General features: G+C 56.4%; 19 protein-coding genes. 7 read left to right on the top strand and 12 right to left on the bottom strand.

Translation table 11 applies throughout. The features are described from left to right. Positions 1 to 8 precede the first annotated feature (8 nt). On the bottom strand, positions 9 to 344 hold the full coding sequence (locus tag ACVV26_RS07135) for a copper-binding protein (protein WP_474800731.1): 336 nt from the start codon (positions 342 to 344) through the stop codon (positions 9 to 11). A gap of 63 nt (positions 345 to 407) precedes the next feature. Continuing rightward, a complete protein-coding gene (locus ACVV26_RS07130) occupies positions 408 to 797 on the bottom strand; it encodes a hypothetical protein (protein ID WP_474800729.1) in 390 nt (129 codons plus the stop codon). Between the two features lie 441 nt (positions 798 to 1238). On the opposite strand from ACVV26_RS07130, the gene dcuC reads away from it, so the two are divergent. Both dcuC and rna read left to right on the top strand, forming a co-directional pair. Then, positions 1239 to 2615, top strand: coding sequence for an anaerobic C4-dicarboxylate transporter DcuC (gene dcuC, locus ACVV26_RS07125; protein WP_312985680.1), 1377 nt, complete (start codon positions 1239 to 1241; stop codon positions 2613 to 2615). A 105-nt stretch (positions 2616 to 2720) separates the two neighbouring features. Beyond that, positions 2721 to 3524, top strand: a complete 804-nt coding sequence (gene rna / locus ACVV26_RS07120) for a ribonuclease I (RefSeq protein ID WP_474801773.1) — start codon at positions 2721 to 2723, stop codon at positions 3522 to 3524. A 14-nt stretch (positions 3525 to 3538) separates the two neighbouring features. Here rna and ACVV26_RS07115 read toward each other — a convergent pair whose 3' ends face one another. After that, a complete protein-coding gene (locus ACVV26_RS07115) occupies positions 3539 to 4369 on the bottom strand; it encodes an alpha/beta fold hydrolase (protein ID WP_474800728.1) in 831 nt (276 codons plus the stop codon). A 344-nt stretch (positions 4370 to 4713) separates the two neighbouring features. On the opposite strand from ACVV26_RS07115, the gene ACVV26_RS07110 reads away from it, so the two are divergent. Beyond that, positions 4714 to 6090, top strand: coding sequence for a GntP family permease (locus ACVV26_RS07110; protein ID WP_312985678.1), 1377 nt, complete (start codon positions 4714 to 4716; stop codon positions 6088 to 6090). A gap of 148 nt (positions 6091 to 6238) precedes the next feature. Beyond that, a complete protein-coding gene (gene rnk / locus ACVV26_RS07105; RefSeq protein ID WP_312985677.1) occupies positions 6239 to 6649 on the top strand; it encodes a nucleoside diphosphate kinase regulator in 411 nt (136 codons plus the stop codon). A gap of 38 nt (positions 6650 to 6687) precedes the next feature. Here the strand turns inward: rnk and ACVV26_RS07100 are convergent, their stop codons facing one another. Then, positions 6688 to 7929, bottom strand: a complete 1242-nt coding sequence (locus ACVV26_RS07100) for a zinc-dependent alcohol dehydrogenase (protein WP_312985676.1) — start codon at positions 7927 to 7929, stop codon at positions 6688 to 6690. Positions 7930 to 8186: 257 nt separating this feature from the next. Between ACVV26_RS07100 and uspG the strand changes: the two genes are divergently transcribed. After that, positions 8187 to 8615 carry a universal stress protein UspG gene (gene uspG, locus ACVV26_RS07095; RefSeq protein WP_312985675.1) on the top strand — a complete coding sequence of 143 codons (429 nt, stop codon included), beginning with the start codon at positions 8187 to 8189 and terminating at the stop codon, positions 8613 to 8615. Between the two features lie 64 nt (positions 8616 to 8679). On the opposite strand, the gene ahpF is transcribed toward uspG, so the two are convergent. Together ahpF and ahpC are read right to left on the bottom strand one after the other, a co-directional pair. Continuing rightward, a complete protein-coding gene (ahpF, locus tag ACVV26_RS07090; RefSeq protein WP_474800726.1) occupies positions 8680 to 10245 on the bottom strand; it encodes an alkyl hydroperoxide reductase subunit F in 1566 nt (521 codons plus the stop codon). Positions 10246 to 10495: 250 nt separating this feature from the next. Beyond that, entirely contained in the window at positions 10496 to 11059 is a 564-nt protein-coding gene (gene ahpC, locus ACVV26_RS07085) for an alkyl hydroperoxide reductase subunit C (RefSeq protein WP_125294595.1), read from the bottom strand. 381 nt (positions 11060 to 11440) lie between these two features. On the opposite strand from ahpC, the gene dsbG reads away from it, so the two are divergent. Together dsbG and citR are read left to right on the top strand one after the other, a co-directional pair. Then, entirely contained in the window at positions 11441 to 12199 is a 759-nt protein-coding gene (gene dsbG / locus ACVV26_RS07080) for a thiol:disulfide interchange protein DsbG (RefSeq protein ID WP_474800724.1), read from the top strand. A gap of 111 nt (positions 12200 to 12310) precedes the next feature. Continuing rightward, the gene (citR, locus tag ACVV26_RS07075; RefSeq protein ID WP_474800723.1) at positions 12311 to 13228 is read left to right on the top strand and encodes a DNA-binding transcriptional repressor CitR; all 918 of its coding nucleotides are present in this window, start codon (positions 12311 to 12313) and stop codon (positions 13226 to 13228) included. 7 nt (positions 13229 to 13235) lie between these two features. On the opposite strand, the gene ACVV26_RS07070 is transcribed toward citR, so the two are convergent. The 6 genes from ACVV26_RS07070 to entC all read right to left on the bottom strand — a co-directional run bounded on the left by ACVV26_RS07070 (position 13236) and on the right by entC (position 19331). Beyond that, positions 13236 to 14396: a pyridoxal phosphate-dependent aminotransferase gene (locus ACVV26_RS07070; protein ID WP_474801772.1), complete on the bottom strand. Its 1161-nt coding sequence runs from the start codon at positions 14394 to 14396 to the stop codon at positions 13236 to 13238. A gap of 108 nt (positions 14397 to 14504) precedes the next feature. Then, the gene (entH, locus tag ACVV26_RS07065) at positions 14505 to 14918 is read right to left on the bottom strand and encodes a proofreading thioesterase EntH (protein ID WP_474800721.1); all 414 of its coding nucleotides are present in this window, start codon (positions 14916 to 14918) and stop codon (positions 14505 to 14507) included. Then, positions 14919 to 15668: a 2,3-dihydro-2,3-dihydroxybenzoate dehydrogenase EntA gene (gene entA, locus ACVV26_RS07060; protein ID WP_474800719.1), complete on the bottom strand. Its 750-nt coding sequence runs from the start codon at positions 15666 to 15668 to the stop codon at positions 14919 to 14921. It lies immediately after the preceding gene. Continuing rightward, positions 15668 to 16519 carry an isochorismatase family protein gene (locus ACVV26_RS07055; RefSeq protein ID WP_474800718.1) on the bottom strand — a complete coding sequence of 284 codons (852 nt, stop codon included), beginning with the start codon at positions 16517 to 16519 and terminating at the stop codon, positions 15668 to 15670. Before ACVV26_RS07055 ends, entA begins: the two co-directional genes overlap by 1 nt. An 11-nt stretch (positions 16520 to 16530) precedes the next feature. Beyond that, on the bottom strand, positions 16531 to 18144 hold the full coding sequence (locus tag ACVV26_RS07050; RefSeq protein ID WP_474800717.1) for a (2,3-dihydroxybenzoyl)adenylate synthase: 1614 nt from the start codon (positions 18142 to 18144) through the stop codon (positions 16531 to 16533). Beyond that, complete coding sequence (entC, locus tag ACVV26_RS07045; RefSeq protein ID WP_474800716.1) at positions 18141 to 19331, bottom strand: isochorismate synthase EntC; 1191 nt, start codon at positions 19329 to 19331, stop codon at positions 18141 to 18143. Before entC ends, ACVV26_RS07050 begins: the two co-directional genes overlap by 4 nt. Positions 19332 to 19529 lie beyond the last annotated feature (198 nt).

The following is a 19529-nucleotide window of genomic DNA, read 5'->3' as shown; positions in this document are numbered from 1 at the left end:
GCCTCCGGTTAGTGCGCAGGCGTGATGCGAACGAGCTGGTAGCCGCTGTCGGTCTGGGTAAAGGAGAACGTTACCCTCTCACCCGGCTGCACCGCCGTTTCCTGTTGGGCAGGACGGTCGAATGCCATGGTCATCGGCGGCCAGTTAAGCGCCCCGATCGCCTGGTGAGCAATGGTGATCTGGCGGTCGGTGATTTTTTTGACCACGCCTTCGCTTTGCCATACCGGCTGTTCGGCAGACATGTTCATGGCGTGATGTTGATGGGAGTTTTCATTTCCGGCGGAAAAGGCGGAAAAGGTGAACAGCAGCGCTGCAACCGGCAGCAGTCGTGAAAGTAAAGTCATTGTAGTTACTCCAACAAAGTCGATAGAAATTAACGGCTTAAAAAACGGTCGACGATGTGGGAGTTATTCTCTGAACCGGCAAAACTGGATGGTTGCCGGGGGCCCCGCTGCGGGAGGGGTTAAAGACCAGTGGGTATCGGTGGACTGAACGCACTGCGGTTCAATCACCGCCAGGGTATCCATCACCGGCAGCGCCACCAGGTTAATCTGCGGACTCTCTTTTTGCATCACGTCCGGGACGCAGTGCTTTTCACACAGCGGAGACGCGGTAGAGTGCGACGGCGAAGCGTCATGGCCCATCAGGTGATCCTGATGCTGAACGCTGACCACCTGCCCTTCAAGATCTAACGGGCAACCGTGGGAGGCCTGCGCCGTCTGGCCCGCCACCAGCAGAAAACCCAACGCCAGCGTCAGCATCCAGAGGTGCTGGCGTAATAGGCGTAATGTTTTCATCAGGGAGCGGCGGTTCATGATTATCTTTATTGAGCCAGGAGTGGGCCGAGTATAAGCGGTGAAAAAATGAGAAATAAAGCGGATTTTTAATGCTTTACATTTGACGGGGTTATTTGTGAACTAAAGGTTAATGATCGTTTTTAATTTGTTATTAATTTTCAAGCACCCTGTTTTTATTTGCAGTAAATCACAACAGCCCGTAAATATGCCAGAAACACTCCCCACATAATCCCTCACAATCCCTTTTAAAATCAGCATAAAAAACAGACTTTAACCGCTCAGCTACATATAAATAGTTACTAATTATTTGTTTCTTGATATTTATCAGAACACATTTATGGCTTATCCGCACAATCCGCATCGTTTGCTCGCAGAAATCACTCACCTTCCATTTCGTTTATTCGACCAGTCGTCTTTTCACTGTCGAAATATGAGGACTTTATGCTGACCTTTTTAGAACTCCTGATCGGACTGGTCGTTATTATTGGCGTCGCGCGCTATATCATTAAAGGCTATTCAGCCACTGGCGTGCTGTTTGTCGGTGGTCTGGCGTTACTGATCGTCAGCGCGCTGATGGGCCATAAAGTGCTGCCGTCCAGCGCGACATCCACCGGCTACACTGCCACCGATATTTTTGAATACATCAAAATCCTGCTGATGAGCCGTGGCGGCGATCTCGGCATGATGATCATGATGCTGTGCGGCTTCGCGGCGTACATGACCCATATCGGCGCTAACGATATGGTGGTCAAGCTGGCATCCAAACCGCTGCAATACATCAACTCGCCGTATATTTTAATGATCGCCGCGTATTTCGTGGCCTGCCTGATGTCGCTGGCGGTGTCATCCGCGACGGGCCTCGGCGTATTGCTGATGGCGACGCTGTTCCCGGTGATGGTCAACGTGGGCATTAGCCGCGGCGCGGCGGCGGCAATTTGCGCCTCTCCGGCGGCCATCATCCTTTCGCCGACCTCCGGCGACGTGGTGCTTGCAGCCCAGGCCGCAGAGATGCCGCTGATCGACTTCGCTTTCAAAACCACCCTGCCGATTTCTATTGCCGCCATCATCGCTATGGCGATTGCCCACTACTTCTGGCAGCGCTATCTGGATAACAAAGAGCAGGTTAGCCATGAAATGCTCGACGTCAGTGAAATCCAGACGACTGCGCCGTCGTTTTACGCCATTCTGCCGTTTACCCCCATTGTCGGCGTGCTGATTTTCGACGGTAAGTGGGGCCCACAGTTACATATCATTACTCTCCTGGTGATGTGTATTGCCCTGGCGGCGGTGATTGAATTTGTACGCGGCTTTAATACCCAGAAAGTTTACTCCGGCCTGGAAGTGGCGTATCGCGGCATGGCGGATGCGTTTGCCAACGTAGTGATGCTGCTGGTGGCCGCCGGGGTCTTCGCCCAGGGCCTGAGCACCATCGGCTTTATCCAGGGGCTGATTTCTATCGCCACCTCGTTTGGCTCGGCCAGTATTATCCTGATGCTGGTGCTGGTGATCCTCACCATGCTCGCCGCCATGACCACCGGTTCCGGTAATGCGCCGTTCTACGCGTTCGTCGAGATGATCCCGAAACTGGCGCACAGCTCAGGCATCAACCCGGCGTATCTGACGATCCCGATGTTGCAGGCGTCCAACCTGGGCCGTACCATCTCCCCGGTTTCCGGCGTGGTAGTCGCCGTGGCGGGGATGGCGAAAATCTCCCCGTTCGAAGTGGTGAAACGTACCTCGGTACCGGTGCTGGTCGGCCTGATTGTGGTGATTATTGCCACTGAAATTCTGGTGCCGTCGGCGGCGCTTTTGCCGTAACGTCGTTACCGGTTCGTCACAGAGAAAAAGCGCCGGTTCGGCGCTTTTTTTATGCTTTAATACCGTGACTAAATGAAATCAAAGAATACATTAATGCTAAAAATAATGAACAGCGCAGCCGCCGCTCTGGTTTGCAGCGTGCTGATCTCCCCTTTCGCCGCCGCGCAATCCACGCCGCTGGTGGCGCAACGCTACGGCGATTTTGATCGCTACGTGCTGGCGCTTTCCTGGCAGACCGGTTTTTGCCAGGAGCAGCACGACCGTAACCTTAATGAAACCGATGAATGCCGCCTGCAAAAAGAGCAGGACGATAAACGCGCCTTTTTAACCGTGCACGGGCTGTGGCCGGGCCTGCCGAAATCCATTTCCGCGCGCGGCGTCGATGAAAAACGCTGGATGCGCTTCGGCTGCGCTACCCGTCCGGTGCCGAATATGCCGGAAGCCCGGGTCGGCCAGAAATGCGCCGCCGCCGAAACCGGCATGTCGCTGGAAGCCGCCGCCAAACTCAGCAGCGTGATGCCCGCCGCAGGCGGCACATCCTGCCTGGAACGTTATGAATTCGCCAAACACGGCGTCTGTTTCGGCTTCGATCCCGATGCCTATTTCACCACCATGGTGCGTATGAACAGCGAAGTGAAACAGAGCCCGCTGGGCGCGTTTATCGCCGCCCACTACGGGGAAACCGTTTCGCGCAAAGCCTTTGATAACGCAGTAGCTAAATCATTTGGCAAACAGAACGTCCGGGCCTTTAAGCTGATATGCAGCGGCAACCCGGCTTATCTTACCGAAATGCAGATCTCGCTGAATGCCGCCGCCATCAACGCGCCGCTAAGCCCCGCCTCCTTTAGCGCCCAACCTCATCCCGGCAACTGCGGTAAGCAATTCCGTCTGGACGACGTTGGGTATTAAGGACAGGGTTGCCGTTAGCGGCGAATAAATTCCAGTAAATCCTGGTTAATTTGCTGCTTATGGGTGGTGCAGATCCCGTGCGATCCCCCTTCGTAAACCTTGAGCGTGGCGTCAGGCAGTATCTCTGCCGCCACTTTGCCGCAGGTTTCGAAGGGCACAATCTGATCGTCATCGCCGTGGATCACCAACGTCGGCACCGTCATTTTGCGCAAGTCTTCCCGCAAATCGGTTTCTGAAAACGCTTCAATACAGTCGTATAGCGCTTTAATCGACCCCTGCATGCCCTGGCTTACAAAGCTGTTGCGCACCCCTTCGGACGCCTGTGCGCCGTCACGGTTATAACCGTAAAACGCCAGGGTAAGCTCTTTAAAAAACGCCGCGCGATCGTTTACCACGCCGTCGCGAATGCCGTCGAACACCGATTTCGGTACGCCATTCGGATTAAAATCGGTATTGATCATAATTGGCGTCACTGCGCTGATTAAAACCGCTTTTGCCACCCGTGACGTGCCGTGACGGCCAATATAGCGCGCCACTTCGCCGCCGCCGGTGGAATGGCCGACGTGGATCGCGTCCTGTAAATCAAGATGCGCCGTCAGCTCCGCTAAATCATCGGCATAGCGATCCATATTGTGCCCGTCCCAGGGTTGGGATGAACGGCCATGCCCGCGCCGGTCATGGGCAATCACGCGATACCCCTGCTGCCCTAAAAACAGCATCTGGTCCTCAAACGCATCCCCCGTGAGGGGCCAGCCGTGGCTGAACACGATCGGCTGTCCCGATCCCCAGTCTTTGAAGTAAAGATAACTGCCGTCGCTTAGCGTGATTTTATCAATATCGCTCATGGGAACTCCTCAAGGGGTTGTGATGACTGGCCAGACAAACTCCTTAAGAATAGCTATCCGCTGCCAGAGCGAGACCGTTAAAAACACTTTTCGCCGGCGGTGCTGCGGCAGGTTTCCCGATGAGGTCTAAAATCAATATGTTGGCTCGCTTTCAGGTTGCTTTGAGAATAAAAACGATGAATTGCATTTATTACAGATGTTTGATGTCGCTCTCAAAATGTTAATAAACACGTCAAAGTTATTTACATCCATACCGATGTTACCAGTATCATGTTACCGGTATCAGTGAGGAACACGGCGCTCATCCTGCCTTCTCCCTGAATTGAATGCAGAGGAAATTGATGATGACAGAAATGACATACGCATACGGCGCGGGAACGCTGCTTGGTATCGCCGCAGGGGCCGTTGCGCTGCTGCTGGTGTTGATCATGCGCTTTCGCGTGCACGCCTTTTTGGCCCTGACGGTGGTGAGCATTGTGGTCGCGCTGGTCACTAAAGTCCCGTTCGACAAAATTGTTCCTACCATTCTGAGCGGCTTCGGCAGCACCCTGGCGGGCGTCGCCCTGCTGGTCGGCCTGGGCGCGATGATTGGGCGTCTACTGGAAGTCTCCGGCGGCGCGAAAGTGCTGGCGGATACCCTGATTAACAAATTTGGCTCCCATCGCGCGCCGTTTGCGCTGGGTATCGCTTCACTGCTGTTCGGCTTCCCGATTTTCTTCGATGCCGGTCTGGTGGTCATGCTGCCGATTATCTTTAGCGTGGCGAAGCAGTTTGGCGGCTCGACCCTGAAGTATGCGCTGCCAGCGGCAGGCGCATTCGCGGTGATGCACGCCCTGGTTCCGCCGCATCCGGGCCCGGTTGCCGCGAGCGAGTTGCTCGGCGCTAACATCGGTCTGCTGGTGCTGCTGGGTCTGATTATCGCGATTCCGACCTGGTACTTTGGCGGCTATCTGTTTGGCCTGTATGCCGGTAAAAAATTCGACGTCAAACTGCCTAAGTCTTTCCTGGGCGATGTCGAAGTCGATGCGAATCACCAGCCGCCTTCATTCGGCATGGTGCTGACTATCCTGCTGTTGCCGCTGGTGCTGATTTTCCTTGATACCGGCCTGAACACCGCCAAAGTGCTGGGCTGGGTCAGTGCAGACAATACCGTGGTGAACTTCCTGCGTATGCTGGGTAAAACCCCGGTGGCGCTGCTGATCACCGTATTCTTCGCACTGGCGGTATTCAGCAAGAACCACACCCGCCAGCATCTGGAAAAAATCTGTGAAGGCGCGCTGGGCCCGATCTGCGGCATCATCCTGGTGACAGGCGCAGGCGGCATGTTCGGCGGCGTTTTGCGCGCCAGCGGCATCGGCGACGCGCTGGCGGGCGTGCTGGCGGATACCGGCTTGCCGATTATCGTGGCGGCGTTCGTTATCTCTACCGCGCTGCGCGTGGCGCAGGGTTCCGCGACCGTGGCGCTGACCACCACCGCTGCGCTAATTGCGCCGATGGTGCAGGCCACGCCGGGCCTGAGCCAGTTCGACCTGTGCTTTATCGTTATCGCCATCGCGGGCGGCGCAACGGTACTGTCGCACGTGAACGATTCCGGCTTCTGGCTGGTGGGCCGCTTCCTGGAAATGGACGAGAAAACCACCCTGAAAACCTGGACCGTGATGGAAACGCTGCTCGGCACCATCGCCTTCCTGCTGGCTGCCGTGGGAAGTATGATCCTGTAAGCCGAATTCGTGAGATATATCACTTCATTAGTTCGGCCCGGATAAGTATCATCCCCTTAGTTAACCCTCATCGCTTTTGACGGTGAGGGTTTTTCTTTGGAAAAATTCGTGCCGCGCGATATGGCGCGCCAATGACATGGAGTAAACGATGTCCAGACCTGCCATTATTATTAATGACCTTGATGCCGAACGCATCGACCGCCTGCTGGAGCAACCGGCCTTCGCCAGTTTGCCGGTGGCCGACGCGTTGAATGAAGAGTTGGATCGCGCCCAGATGTGTCGCCCGGAAGAGATGCCTGCCGATGTGGTGACCATGAACAGCAAGGTGCGTTTTCGCGATCTGGCGACCAACGAAGAGTACATCCGTACGCTGGTTTACCCCAACCAGGTGCGCGACAGCACGGAAGAACTGTCGGTGATGGCCCCGGTAGGCGCGGCGCTGTTGGGTTTACGTGTGGGCAACGCTATCCACTGGAAACTGCCTAACGGCAACGAGACGCACCTTGAGGTGCTGGAACTGTTGTACCAGCCGGAAGCGGCGGGCGAGTATCTTCGCTAATACCTGAAACAGAGGGCGCAATGCGCCCTCTTTTTGTTTTACTCTGGCAGGACGGCGTTATTGACAATCCCCACGCTGGTGGCTTTCTCCCGCGCGGTTTCCGGGGATTCCGCGCCAGGTACCAGGATAATTTTCCGGCAATCCTCCTGGCGCTTCTCGAACACTTCATACCCGCGCGCGGCATCTTCCAGCGGCAAATAGTGGGTGACAATCTCTTCCGGGCGCAGCAGCCCCTGTTCAATCAGCGGCAACAGCTCTGGTAGCCAGGCGTGAACGTGGGTTTGCCCCATGCGGAACGAAATCCCCTTATCAAACGCATCGCCGAACATAAAGGCGTGAATGAATCCGGCATAAACGCCCGGCACGCTGACAATCCCGCCACGGCGCACCGCCGCGATACACTGGCGCAGCGCTTTGCCGCTGCTGCCTTCCAGCTTCAGGGTGGTCAACACGGTTTCGGTGGTGCTGCCTTTGGCTTCAAAACCAATCGCATCGATTACCGCGTCCACGCCACGATTCCCGGCAGTCTGCTCGATAATCAGCGCCGCCGGATCGTCATCCTTATCGAAGTTAATCGGGATCGCGCCGTAACGCTGCTTCGCAAATTCCAGCCGATAGGGATGATGATCCACAATAAAGATCTGCTCTGCGCCGAGATAGCGCGCGCAGGCGGCAGTGAGTAAACCAACCGGTCCGGCACCGTAAATTGCCACGCTGGAGCCTTTAGTCACTTCGGCGTTTTTCACGGCCTGCCAGGCAGTGGGCAGAATGTCCGACAGGAACAGCGCTTTGTCGTCAGAGAGCACTGGCGGCACTTTAAACGGCCCGACGTTGCCTTTCGGCACGCGCACATATTCGGCTTGCCCGCCGGGAATGCCGCCATACAGGTGGCTGTAGCCAAACAGCGCCGCTGGCGGCGGGATCTGTTTTTTATTTAACGATGCGCCGGGACCGGCGTTGGTGGTTTCACAGGCGGAGTATTGGTGTTGTTTACAGAAGAAGCAGTCACCGCAGGCAATCACAAACGGGATCACCACCCGGTCGCCGCGCTGGATATCTTTCACCCCGCCGCCAATCTCCACCACTTCCCCCATAAATTCATGGCCGAAGATATCGCCATGTTTCACCTGGGGGATTTTACCGCGATAGAGGTGCAGGTCTGAGCCGCAAATCGCGGTGGCCGTTACGCGTAGGATAATGTCGTCAGATTGTTCAATGGCAGGATCGGGAACATTTTCAACGCGAACAGAGTGCGCGCCATGGTACGTCAAAGCTCTCATGCTGACCTCCAAAGGGGAAAAGGGGAAGGTGTCAGGAAAAATGACTCTTTACCAAGGTTAGCAACCTTCAGGCCGCCCCTTTGCCAGGCAGCGATTTTCTGGAAACTTTAAGAGCAATCCTGGAATTTTACGCGCTCATTCTCCCGCTTCGCCCATACAATCAAGGCCAAAATCGCGTTTTACCAACCCAGCGCAATTATTTATTTGGTTTATGGGTTTAAGATGGCGTTGACTTCAGAACCCAAGGAGGAGTGAGTATGTACAACACGATTATTATGCCGGTTGACGTATTTGAAATGGAGCTGAGCGACAAAGCGGTACGTCACGCCGAATTCCTGGCCCAGGAGAAAGGAATCATTCACCTGATGCATGTATTGCCCAGTTCAGGCAACCTGAGCATGCACCGTTTCGCCCTGGACGTGCGCCGGTTTGAGGAGCATCTGCTTCAGGAAGCGCAAACGCGACTGGCCTCGATGACCGACCATTTCAATATTTCGCCCGAGCGGATTAAAACCCATGTCCGATTCGGCAGCGTGCGTGACTGCGTCAATACGCTGGCGAATGAACTTGATGCCGACGTGGTGGTGATTGGGTCGCGCAATCCGTCCATCACCACGCATTTGTTAGGCTCCAACGCCTCCAGCGTGATCCGCCATGCCCATATCCCGGTATTTGTGATCCGCTAAATCCGCAGACAAAAAAGCCACCTTTCGGTGGCTTTGATTTTTGCAGGTGTCTTACTTTCTTTTTTTACGCGGTTTTGGTGCGAATCAGGTAATCGAACGCGCTTAACGACGCTTTCGCCCCTTCACCGGTTGCGATGATAATTTGTTTGTACGGCACAGTGGTGCAGTCGCCCGCCGCGAACACGCCTTTGACGCTGGTTTCGCATTTGGCGTCGATCATGATCTCGCCCATGCGGTTGCGCTCAATCGCGCCTTCCAGCCAGTTGGTGTTCGGCAGCAAACCAATCTGCACAAAAATCCCGGCCAGTTCGATGTGATGCACATCGCCGCTAACGCGATCGCGGTATTCCAGGCCAGTCAGTTTGGTCCCGTCGCCCTTCACTTCGGTAGTCTGGGCGTTGAGAATGATGTCGACGTTTTTCAGGCTGCGCACTTTATCTTGCAGAACCTGGTCGGCCTTCATTTCCGGGGCAAATTCCAGCAGCGTCACGTGTTCAACGATACCCGCCAGATCAATAGCCGCTTCCACGCCAGAGTTACCGCCGCCGATCACCGCTACGCGCTTGCCTTTAAACAGCGGGCCGTCGCAGTGCGGGCAATAGGTCACGCCTTTGGTGCGATACTGATCTTCACCCGGGACGTTCATGTTGCGCCATTTCGCGCCGGTGGCAATGATGATGCTGCGCGCTTTTAATACCGCGCCAGAGGCGGTTTCAATCTGGTGCAGGCCGCCTTCCACCGCCGCCGGAACCAGTTTGGTGGCGCTCTGGGTATCAATCACATCCACATCGTAATCGCTCACGTGCGCTTTCAGCGCGCCAGCCAGCTTCTGGCCTTCGGTTTTCGGTACCGAGATGTAGTTTTCGATGTCGACAGTATCCAGCACCTGGCCGCCGAAGCGTTCGCCCATCAGACCGGTGCGAATGCCTTTACGGGCAGAGTAAACCGCCGCCGCCGCGCCCGCCGGGCCGGAGCCGACGATCAGCACATCGTAAGCGTCACGTTTGTTCAGCGCATCTGCCGCGCGTTTTTCCGCGCCGCTGTCGACTTTGGCGACGATTTCCGCCAGTGTCATACGCCCCTGACCAAACTCTTTACCGTTTACGAACACCGCCGGAACGCCCATCACGCCGCGCTCGGTGATTTCATTCTGGAACGCGCCGCCGTCAACTGCGGTATGTTTAATACGTGGGTTCAGCACGGCCATCAGGTTCAGCGCCTGCACCACGTCCGGGCAGTTGTGGCAGGACAGCGAATAATACGTTTCGAATTCAAAATCGCCGTCCAGATCGCGGATCTGCTCCAGCAGCTCCTGCGCTTCTTTCGCCGGATGACCACCGGTCCACAGCAGCGCCAGCACCAGCGAGGTGAACTCGTGGCCCAGCGGCGAACCCGCAAAGCGCGGTCCCTGGCTGGAACCGGGGTTGGTGATCAGGAACGAAGGTTTACGTACCGGCAGCGCATTGTCTTCACGGTAAGAGACTTTGTCTGACAGTTGTTCAATTTCAGCCAGCAGTTCCTTGATTTCTGCCGATTTCGCGCTGTCATCCAGCGTGGCAACCAACTCAACAGGCTTTGTCAGTCGCTCAAGGTAAGCCTTAAGCTGCGTTTTCATATTGGTGTCGAGCATGAGTAAATCTCCTGGGCTTAAAACATCATCATGCAAGCTGCCTTAGTCGGGCTGCCTGAATGCAACTTGAATCATGGTGTTGGGAAAATGGGGGCGTCAAAAAAGCTGCCCCCGGGGAAGGCGTAATTCTCTAAGTATTTCGCTTCAGAGCAAGGCGGCGAGCTTCTAAGTCCCCGGGAGCTTACACCAGTAAGCGACCGGGGCGCAGAAGCGAAGCCAACGCCGCTATGATGCGAAAGACGACGAGAATTTAGATTTTACCAACCAGGTCTAAAGACGGCGCTAAAGTCGCATCGCCTTCTTTCCATTTAGCCGGGCAAACTTCACCTGGGTGAGAAGCCACGTACTGTGCTGCTTTCACTTTACGCAGCAGGTCAGATGCGTCGCGGCCGATGCCTTCAGCGGTAACTTCAACCGCCTGGATGATGCCCTGCGGGTCAACGATGAACGTACCGCGGTCAGCCAGACCCTGGTCTTCACGCATATTGTCGAAGTTACGGGTCAGGGCGCCAGTCGGGTCGCCGATCATCGCGTATTTGATTTTAGCGATGGTGTCGGAGCTGCTGTGCCATGCTTTGTGAGTGAAGTGGGTGTCGGTAGAAACAGAGTAGATATCTACACCCAGCTTCTGGAACTCTTCGTAATGGTCAGCCACGTCGCCCAGTTCAGTCGGGCAAACGAAGGTGAAGTCAGCCGGATAGAAGAAGAACACACTCCAGCGGCCTTCGGTATCTTTCTCGGTAACTTCTACGAATTCACCGTTTTTGAACGCCTGGTTTTTAAAAGGTTTAATCTTGGTATTAATTAAGGACATCTGTACTTCCTCCGTGTTTTCGTTGAGGTGTAAGTTAACGAATCTGAACGTTAAGGGCTAATGGGTTGGCGTTATCAAATCAATAAGCAATATCTAACAATCCGGCTTAGACCTTTTTGTGCTGAGCATTTGCGCAGCGCGTCTTTACAACCCGCCATATAAAAAGGCCACCCAATCGGGTGGCCTCCTTACCTGAAGCGCCCGGAGGCGGTCCAGCGCCAGTAAACTGGCAATGCGTTGCGCTTTACTTTACCTTAACAAAGGTCGTATCAGCGCCCTGATTAGACCATTGCCACACCTTTACGGCAATCCACTGAACCGCCCCTCTTTCCGATGGTTGCGATAGGTTTTATCGAACATCCGACAATTTCAGGATTAGACATGACTAAACGCTTACTTCTGCTGGCCCTCACGCCCTTTTTTCTCCATGCCAGCGACCTCCCTGCCCCGGTGAAAGCGCTGGAGCAGCAAGGCATTACGATCATTAAATCGTTCCCCGGCCCTAACGGGATGACCGGCTATCTGGGCAAATTCCAGGAGATGGGCGTGACCATCTACGTGACACCGGACGGCAAGCACGCCATTTCAGGCTATCTGTACGATGAGCAGGGTACTAACCTGAGCGAAAAACTGATCGCCCAAGAAATTTATGCTCCCGCAGGCCGCGAGCTGTGGAAGCAAATGGAAAAGACCAACTGGATCCAGGATGGCAAAGCCGACGCGCCGCGCACGATTTATGTCTTTGCCGATCCGTTTTGCCCTTACTGCCACCAGTTCTGGCAGCAAGCGCGCCCCTGGGTTGACGCAGGCAAGGTACAAATCCGTACCTTGATGGTCGGCGTGATCAAACCGGAAAGCCGGGCGACCGCAGCGGCGATCATGGGCGCTAAGGATCCGGCGAAAACCTGGCATGACTTCGAGCAATCCGGTGGAAAAACGGCGCTGAACATTCCTGCCGCCATCGATCCCGAACAGGCAAAAGCATTAAATATAAATCAGAAATTAATGGATGAACTGGGCGCAAACGCCACGCCGGCAATTTATTACATGAACGACGCTAATGAATTGCAGCAAGTGGTCGGTTTACCCGACGCCGAAAAATTGGCGGTGATGATGGGCGCAGAGAGTAAGAAAAAATAAAAGCATCTTTAAATAATTGTCATAGCAGCCCTAAAATGGCTGCTATTTTATTTGCCCCGTCTATTATTTGATTTAATATCATAATCATGACCTATTCGGGTGACGGGGCTAATGATGGCAAATCTCCAGGATCTGAAAAAATTCGATCTTAATCTGCTGGTTATTTTCGAATGCGTTTATTTGCATCGCAGCGTTAGTAAGGCGGCTGAAGCGCTGTTCCTGACGCCATCCGCCATTAGCCAGTCGATTCAGCGTCTGCGCAACCAGCTGAATGATCCACTGTTTCTGCGCGAAGGAAAAGGCATTACCCCCACCACCGTCGCCGATAATCTGCATGTCTATCTTGAGGATAATCTGCAACAGCTTGAGCAGACGATCCGCGTAGTGCAGGGCGCGCCCCAGCGTAAAAATTTTATTATTTATTGCTCAACTTTTATGGGTTTTGAATTTTTATCGCCGCTGGCGGAAAAATTTTGCCGCCAGTTAGGGTATGAACTGATTCACTACGATATGGCCGTCGCCCCCAATTCAGCGGAGGATTTGCTGACCTATCGCAAAGCGGATTTAATTATTGGCAATACGCCGGTGATAAATCATTCTGTCATCTGCACGCCGTTTATGAATGTCAAACCCGTGCTGGTGTGCAGTAAAGATCATCCGCGCATCGGCGACAGTGCAAAGCTGGATGAATTGCAGAAAGAGAAATTCGCCAGGGTGACGGGGATTGAAGAAGGCCTGCGTCAATATCAGGTCAAATCGTCAGAAGTTTTTCCCGAACGTGAAGTGGTGTTCCAGAGCGACTCGCCGATTACTGTGATGTCTGCGGTGGGGCAAAGCGAGTTGCTGGGTATTATCGGCGAGCGGGGCTATGCGCGGTTTAACGAGGTGTTCAACCTCAAGCGCGTCGATACCCAGATGGCGTTACCGACGCTGGAATTTTATTTGATGTACAACCGTTTTGCGCTGCAAAGCAGCGCATTCAAACTGCTACTGGAAAATATCAACCAGCGGCTCACCACGCTGATTTAAGGCGTCATTATAACGCCGCTAACCGCGCCGCCGCCGCGTCCAGGGTGGCGTCCTGTTTCGCAAAGCACAGCCGGATAAGTTTATGAGGGAACGGCGCGGCGCAAAACACCGACAGCGGGATTGCAGCGACGCCCACTTCTTTGGTCAGCCACTGGCAAAAAGTCACGTCATCCCTGTCGCTGATCGCGTGGTAATCCGCCAGTAAAAAATAGGTGCCGTCATTGGGCAGCAGCGTAAAGCGGCTACCTGAAAGCGCATCCATAAACCGATCGCGTTTGGCGCGGTAAAATGCCGGCAAATCCTGATAATGCGCGGGTTGTTCCCGCAGCATATCCGCTAACGCCAGCTGCGCCGGGGTATTCACCGAGAAGGTTAAATACTGGTGCACTTTGCGCAGTTCTGCGCTGATGGCGGCAGGCGCGACGCAGTACCCCACTTTCCAGCCAGTCATATGATAGGTTTTGCCGAACGATGATACCGCCACCGCCCGCTCGCGTAGCTGCGGATGAGCCAACACGCTGGCGTGGCCCTCAGCGGCAAAACAAATATGCTCGTAGACTTCATCGCTAATCACATAAATTTCCCGATCGGCAATCGCCTGCCACAGCGCGTCAAAATCGCTTTTCTGCCAGACCGTGGCGGTCGGGTTGTGCGGCGTATTCAGGATCACCAGCCGGGTACGCGGCGACAGCGCGCCGGCAAACTGCTGCCAGTCGACGTTAAAATGCGGCGGCTGGAGCGCCAGCCGCGTTAGCTCGCCGCCGCTTAAGGTCACGGCAGGGGCGTAGCTGTCATAGCTTGGGTCAAAGCAGATCACTTCATCGCCAGGGCGCACCAGCGCGGTAATGGCAGCGTACAGCGCTTCGGTCGCGCCCGCCGTAACGGTAATCTCGCTGTTGGCGTCAGGGCGATGACCGTAAAGCGCGGCGGTTTTATCGGCAATGGCTTCGCGCAGCGGCTGCGCCCCGGTCATAGGGGCATACTGGTTCGCTCCGGCAGCGACGTGAAACGCCAGCCGTTCCTGCAAAAATCGCGGCCCGTCGAAATCCGGAAAACCCTGGGAGAGATTAATCGCCTGGTGCTGCTGCGCCAGCGCGCTCATCTGGGTGAAGATCGTGGTGCCGAGTGAAGGAAGTTTGCTCTGAGGAATCAAGGGATTATTGCTCATCATACCGTGCTCTGCGGGAAAAATATCACTCCACTATAGCATGACGTTTCCCTTTGGCAATCAAGACGCTTAGATGGCTAAAAGCGCTTCCCTGCGCTTTGTCAATCGTCAGCCCATTACCATAGTGCTTAAGCGGCTGGTACAGCAGCGCCGCCCGTCGGTATCGTAAATCACAATCTCCCAGCACTGGCTTTGTCGGCCTGGATGGATGGCCCGGCAGACGCCGCGCACTTTGCCCTCAAAAACAGGCCGATGATGGGTGGCGCTCAACTCGGTGCCCACCACGCTCTGGCCCTCTTTGGTGGTCAGGAAAGCGGCCATCGAACCGAGGGTTTCCGCCAGCGCCGCCGACGCGCCGCCGTGCAGCAGGCCAAACGGCTGAAGCGTGCGGCTATCCACCGGCATTTCCGCCACCAGCGTGTCCATGCCAATTTCGGTAAACACGATGCCCAGGTGGGCCACCAGCGTGCCCTTGCCCATCGCGTTCAGTTCATCAAGTGTAATTTCACGTTTCCAGATCATTCAGGCTCCCAGCGTCGACCCGCCATCGATCACAATATCCTGGAGCGTGATGTGGCTGGCCTGATCGGACGCAAGAAACAAAATGGTGCTGGCGATTTCTTGCGGCCTGGCAATTTTGCCCAGCGGAATGCCGAGCTTAAACTGTTCGGCAAACCCGGCGATACGCCGCTGTTCGGCATCGTCTGTGGTCCACAGGGTGCGCTGCATATCGGTATCGGTAGAGCCTGGCGACACCAGGTTAACCCGCACGCCGAACGACGCCAGCTCCAGCCCGACGGTGAGCGTCAGGCTCTTCAGCGCGGCCTTGGACGCGCCGTATGCCGACATGCCAATGCGCGGGGTATGCGCCGCGTCAGACGCCACGGTGACAATCGCCCCCCTGTTTTGCTTACGGAATACTGGCATGAGCTGCTGATACAGATTAAATGCGCCGCCCACGTTGACCGCAAAAGTCTGCTGCCAGTCGGCCTGCGACAGCGCATCGGTCGGCCCCATACGCAAAATCCCCGCCGCGTTGACCAGCACATCAAGGCGCGGTTGTGATGCCAGTAACCGCTCACAAACCTCAGCCACCTGCCCGGCGTCGGCGATATCCAGTTGCTCAGTCGCGAACGGGTAATCGCCGTTAAACGCCAGATCAAAGCCGATGACCGTCGCACCCTGTTGATGAAATGCCCGCGCTGCGGCATAACCGATGCCCTTCCCGGCACCGGTCACCCAAACCGTTTTGCCGTCAAACATCCCGACCATCAGCACGCGTCCCTGGACAGCAGCGCCCACCACGCGTCGAGAGTGGGTTTCTTCGCCAGCATCACGAAATCAATATCCGGGTAAACCTGCCGCCAGCGCGAGGCCAGCGCCATCATGCGCACCGAATCCAGACCGTAGTCGATCAGGTTTTCGTCATCGTCCGGCTCGTCGGATTCATCCAGCAGCGGCAGCACCAGCGCGCGCAGTTGCGCTTTGCTTTGCGGCGTCGGCAGCAAATCGGCAGTCATCACCACGCGTCCGGCGCGGCCCGCCACGTATTTCAGCGCCATCAGATGCTCTTCACGGCTGAAATCCGCCAGCGCGTCGGCCACCATAAACGGCTGGATATCACGCATAAACGCGTCGGTGGCGGTGGTCATACAGCCGATGTGGGCGTATACGCCGCAAATCAGCAACTGATCGCGGCCAGACTCTTTCAGCGCCTGCTCCAGCGGCGAGCGGTGAAACGCGCTGTAGCGCCACTTCACCAGCACCGTATCGTCGCTGTCGGGGGCCAGCTCCGCCACCACGCGCTGCTGTTCCGGGTAATGATTCAGCCCCGGTCCCCACATATCGTTGAGCAGTGCGCGATCTTCCGGGCTCTGGTTGTCCGGCTGCGCGGTGTAATAGACCGGAATGCCCTGCTGTTTGCAGTAACGGCGCAGCGCGGCGATGTTAGCGATCACCTGCGCCATCATCGGGCAGTTCTCGCCCCAGAAATTGACGAAATAATCCTGCATATCGTGGATTAACAGCGCGGCGCGCGCCGGTTCAAAGGCCCACTGCACTTTATTCTCTGGGATATCTGCCGCGCCCGGCAGGCTGTACGCGTTAAGTTTTGGGATCGCCACGGTATTCTCCTTCATGATGCCGACTGGCGGTCAGCCAGCCGTTGACGCAACTGTTTTTTATCGACTTTGCCCACCGGCGTGAGCGGCAGTTCAGCCACGCTCTCCACCCGGTCCGGCAGTTTGAAATCGGCGACGCCGAGCTCGCGCAGGTAGCGACGGATCTCCACCGCTTTTACCGCCCGGCGCGTCACCAGAAACGCGCAGCTCTTTTCGCCCATCAGGCTGTCTTCCATCGACACCAGCGCCGCCTGGATAATCGCCTCATGGCGCAACAGCAGGTTTTCGATCTCTTCGGCGGCGATCTTCTCACCGCCCCGGTTAATCTGATCTTTCTCGCGGCCCTGCACGGTGATATAGCCGTCCTCGTCGACAGAAATCAGATCGCCGGAGCAGTAAAAACCGTTGTCATCGAAGGCCTGGGCGTTGTGCTCCGGGCTCTGGTAGTAGCCACGGAAGGTGTACGGGCCACGCGTCATCAACCGCCCAACCTGCCCGGCGGGCAGCGGGTCGCCGTTTTCATCGGCTACCCAGACTTCGTCGTCCGGGCACATCGGGCAGCCCTGGGTGTTAAAGATGCGCTGCTCGCTGTCATCAAGGCGAGTGTAGTTCACCAACCCTTCCGCCATGCCAAAGACCTGCTGCAACTGGCAGCCAATCTCGGCGGGAATGCGTGCCGCCAGCGAATTCGACAGCCGCGCGCCGCCGACCTGCAATAACTTGAGCGAAGCCAGCTGTGCGCGATCTTCGCCATCCATCAGCGCCTGCAACCACAGGCTGACCGCCGGGGGCACCAGCGCGGTGATGTTGATGTGATGCCGGGCGATCAGCGGGAAGCAGTGGCTGGCGCTGGGATCGTTAGCCAGCACCACGGTGCCGCCCGCCAGATAAACTCCCAGCGCGCCCGGCGAACTCATCGGGTAGTTATGAGCCGCAGGCAAGGCGCACAGATAGCGGGTAGTGGCATCGAAGCGGCAGATTTCGTTGCTGCGGCGGATGCTGTAGTAGTAATCGTTATGGGTGCGCGGGATCAGCTTCGGCGTGCCGGTACTGCCGCCGGAGAGCTGGAAAAAGGCCACTTCATCCGCCGGTGTCGGGGTGGCGATAAAGGTGTCAGCCGGTTCGTCGAGTAACCGCGCCAGGCTTAATGCGCCTTCATCGCGGTTGAGTAAAACATGGCGGATTGACGGAGAAACCTCGCGTAACTGCGCCAGATAATCATCGCCGGCGAATAACCCGTGGGCGCGATCGGCAATCAGCAGCACCGGTTTAATCTGCTGCGCATAGGCTTCCAGCTCGGTGCGCTGATGGCTGAACAGCGCATTAACCGGCGCGACGCCGATTTTAAGCAGGGCAAAAAAGGCGATGTAAAATTCAGCCACGTTGCCCAACTGCACCAGCGCGGTTTCGCCACGGCGTAAACCGCGCCGCGACAGCGCCGCCGCCAGGCGGTCAGACGCCTGGTCCAGCTCGCGGTAAGTGAAGACGCGCTCGCCATCAATCAGCGCCACCGCATCGTTGCCAGCGTGGCGCTGCAATATCTCGCTCAGCGGCAAATCGAGCCAGTAGCCCTTTGCGCGGTAGCGGGCGGCAAAATCATCCGGCCAACGGGTGTAAGGAATAATCATGACGCGCCCCTGTCGTTCAGGCCAAATACGTTGAGCATGGTGGAGAGCTTGACGCCCGTTTCATGCCATTCCGATTCCGCCACCGACGCCGGTACAATCCCCGCACCGGCGAAACAGCGGATCTGCTTGTCGTTTAACTGCGCGCAGCGGATCGCCACCGCCCACTCGCCGTTACCCTGGTCATCGCACCAGCCGACGATCCCGCCAAACAGCTCGCGGTCGAACGGCTCGAGTTCAGCGATCAGTTGCCGGGCGACGGTATGCGGAAAGCCGCTCAACGCAGGCGTCGGGTGCAGCAGACAGGCCAGCGACAGTGCGTTTTCCTGCTCTGAGAAGGTTTCGCCGGTGATGGCGGTAGCCAGATGCCACAGCGTCGGGGTGGTAATGAGCTCAGGGGTTTCCGGCACCCGCAGGCGCTGGCTGCGGCCAGTGAGGATCTGGCGCATCGCCTGGGTAACCAACTGGTGTTCGTGGCGATCTTTGGTGGAATTCAGCAGGCGATCGCCCACCAGTTTATCTTCTGTCCCATTGGGGTGACGGCGCGCCGAACCCGCCAGCGGCAGCGAGCAAAAGTGGTTTTGCTGTTTACGCAGCAGCAGTTCCGGGCTGGCACCGATCAGCGCGCTACCGTCAGCCAACGGAACGTGGAAGTTATAGCTGGCGGGATTGAGCGCCACCAGCCGGTTCAACAGTTGATTGCGATCCAGCGCGTCGTTGGTGGTGATATCAATCAGGCGCGACAGCACCACTTTGCTGACGTCCGGCGTGGCGGTCAGCGCGGCGGCGCGTTCTACCATCGCCAGGAACTGCGGTTTCTCCGGGATTGCCTGCTGCGCCATCAGCCGTAGCTGCGGCGGCGCGGCGGTGCGCGCGCTGGCGAGCATCGCGCGGTGGGAAAACGCCTGATAGTCGCGCGGTACAAACAGCGCCGAGGGTTTACGGGTATCGAACGGGATTGCGCCGACAACAATCGGCTGCAAACAGCCTCTCTCACGAGCAGCGGCGAAAGTCGCACGAAGTTGCTGCTGGAACTCGCCGTTAAGATCTTCGCCGTCTGCGGCGGGGGTGGTCAGCCGGGTCAGACAGCCGGATGTCACCAGATTGCGATGCGGCGACATAAAGAAAAAGCTGTCAGATGAAAGGGTGACAGCGTGCTGTTGGGATTCCTCTGCCAAAGACGCCTCCATACGCTCCTCCATAAAATGATAAGGTGTTTAATAATTATTATCATTTGCATTTGGTGGCGTAACCTAAGGGCAAAGCGCCCGATTGTCAATGCAGTGCGAGCGATTTCGGGCACAAAGCAACCGGCAATAGTTGTGAACAGTTCTTGCAACCGGGGCGGTCAATGTTGAAAATGAGAAGCATTACTAACCCTTACCGTG

Source organism: Atlantibacter sp. MEI4A-1023, assembly GCF_056155425.1.
The sequence above is the reverse complement of the archived record's forward strand: the minus strand, read 5'-3'. Positions and strand labels throughout refer to the sequence as shown.

Coding starts and splice junctions, on each gene's coding strand:
- rnk (WP_312985677.1), top strand. CDS start 6,239: ATGTCCAGACCTGCCATTATTATTAATGACCTTGATGCCGAACGCATC.
- ACVV26_RS07135 (WP_474800731.1), bottom strand. CDS start 344: ATGACTTTACTTTCACGACTGCTGCCGGTTGCAGCGCTGCTGTTCACC.
- entH (WP_474800721.1), bottom strand. CDS start 14,918: ATGATCTGGAAACGTGAAATTACACTTGATGAACTGAACGCGATGGGC.
- ACVV26_RS07110 (WP_312985678.1), top strand. CDS start 4,714: ATGACAGAAATGACATACGCATACGGCGCGGGAACGCTGCTTGGTATC.
- uspG (WP_312985675.1), top strand. CDS start 8,187: ATGTACAACACGATTATTATGCCGGTTGACGTATTTGAAATGGAGCTG.
- rna (WP_474801773.1), top strand. CDS start 2,721: ATGAACAGCGCAGCCGCCGCTCTGGTTTGCAGCGTGCTGATCTCCCCT.
- ACVV26_RS07100 (WP_312985676.1), bottom strand. CDS start 7,929: ATGAGAGCTTTGACGTACCATGGCGCGCACTCTGTTCGCGTTGAAAAT.
- citR (WP_474800723.1), top strand. CDS start 12,311: ATGATGGCAAATCTCCAGGATCTGAAAAAATTCGATCTTAATCTGCTG.
- ahpC (WP_125294595.1), bottom strand. CDS start 11,059: ATGTCCTTAATTAATACCAAGATTAAACCTTTTAAAAACCAGGCGTTC.
- dsbG (WP_474800724.1), top strand. CDS start 11,441: ATGACTAAACGCTTACTTCTGCTGGCCCTCACGCCCTTTTTTCTCCAT.
- ACVV26_RS07130 (WP_474800729.1), bottom strand. CDS start 797: ATGAAAACATTACGCCTATTACGCCAGCACCTCTGGATGCTGACGCTG.
- dcuC (WP_312985680.1), top strand. CDS start 1,239: ATGCTGACCTTTTTAGAACTCCTGATCGGACTGGTCGTTATTATTGGC.
- ahpF (WP_474800726.1), bottom strand. CDS start 10,245: ATGCTCGACACCAATATGAAAACGCAGCTTAAGGCTTACCTTGAGCGA.
- ACVV26_RS07070 (WP_474801772.1), bottom strand. CDS start 14,396: ATGAGCAATAATCCCTTGATTCCTCAGAGCAAACTTCCTTCACTCGGC.
- ACVV26_RS07115 (WP_474800728.1), bottom strand. CDS start 4,369: ATGAGCGATATTGATAAAATCACGCTAAGCGACGGCAGTTATCTTTAC.
- entA (WP_474800719.1), bottom strand. CDS start 15,668: ATGGTCGGGATGTTTGACGGCAAAACGGTTTGGGTGACCGGTGCCGGG.
- entC (WP_474800716.1), bottom strand. CDS start 19,331: ATGGAGGCGTCTTTGGCAGAGGAATCCCAACAGCACGCTGTCACCCTT.
- ACVV26_RS07050 (WP_474800717.1), bottom strand. CDS start 18,144: ATGATTATTCCTTACACCCGTTGGCCGGATGATTTTGCCGCCCGCTAC.